General features: G+C 60.9%; 1 protein-coding gene. It reads right to left on the bottom strand.

The features are described from left to right. Nucleotides 1-1,212 (bottom strand): IS256 family transposase (locus tag GIY56_RS18280; protein ID WP_154766258.1); only part of this gene is annotated, 1,212 nt, incomplete at its 3' end. Nucleotides 1,213-1,238: the final 26 nt, after the last annotated feature.

Genomic DNA, 1,238 nt, shown 5'->3' with positions numbered 1-1,238 from the left:
CTCAACCCCTTGGATGATCTCCGGCAGGCGGTTCTGGCCGTCGAGCTTTCGCCATTTCCTCTGCGCCGACATCATGAGCTTGAAGGCCATTGCCAGTCCGGTCCTGCGACTGAGGCAACCTTTGGTGCGCTTCGTGCGGTGCCGAACGGTCGCGAAGGTGCTTTCAATTGGGTTCGATGTCCGGATGTGTTTCCAGTGTTCGGCCGGGTAGTCGTAAAAGGTCAGCAACGCCTCGCGATCCTTGACCAGCTTGGCAACAGCCTTGTCGTATTTGACCCCGTAGGTTTCGACGAAAAAGTCGAAGGCGGCACCGGCCTCGGCCTTGGTTTCGGCCTGCCAGATGTCGTGGAGATGACCCTTAGCCCTGTCCTGCAGTGACTTCGGCAGCGCGTTGAGCACATTCATTGTCTTGTGGACCCAACAGCGCTGCTCGCGCGTGGTGGCGAACACCTCCCGCAGGGCGGTCCAGAACCCGAGCGCGCCGTCGCCGATGGCCAGCTTCGGATCCTGCTTCAGGCCCCGGCGCCGGAGATCGAGCAAGAGCTCACGCCAGCTTTCAGCGCTTTCGCGAAAGCCGTCGATCATCGCCAGAAGCTCCTTGTGGCCATATTCATCGGCCCCGACGATCACCAGAACGCATTGCTTTTCCTCAGCCATGCGCGGTTTGAAATACACCCCGTCAGCCCAGATGTAGAGAAAGCGCCGATGGCTCAGGTCGCGCTTTTGCCAGGCCTCATAGTCGTTCCACCAGTCGGCCTTCAGCCGCGTGACCGTCTTGGCGGAAAGCCCATGGGCATTTGGGCCGAGAAGCGCCGCGAGCGCCTCGCTGAAGTCCCCTGTGCTGACGCCCTTGAGGTAAAGCCAGGGCAGCAGCTCTTCGACCGATTTCGCCTTGCGCACATAGCGCGGCAGGATGCTGGGCGTGAAGGTGATCTTGTCCTCACCGGGCTTTCGATCTCGCACCCGTGGCACTTTCACCGGCACTGGACCGATCCCGGTCATCACCTCGCGTTCGGGTAAGTGTCCATGGCGCACCAGGCGCGCACGCCCATCCTCAAGCTTCTCCTTGGAAAAGGCGGCCATGAGCGTAGCCAGCTCGGCGTGGATCGCCTGTTCGATCAGCTTGCGCGCGCCATTGCGGAGGACGTCGGTGAATGCATCTGCGCTAAATCCCGATGGATCGGGGAGTTGGGTGATGGTAGTCTCTGACATGTGGCATATCCCTTTCTCGGCAGAGA

It is taken from the genome of Paracoccus lichenicola, from assembly GCF_009708075.1.
GTDB classification, from domain to species: Bacteria; Pseudomonadota; Alphaproteobacteria; order Rhodobacterales; family Rhodobacteraceae; genus Paracoccus; species Paracoccus lichenicola.
This window is presented reverse-complemented; position numbering and strand designations above follow the sequence as displayed.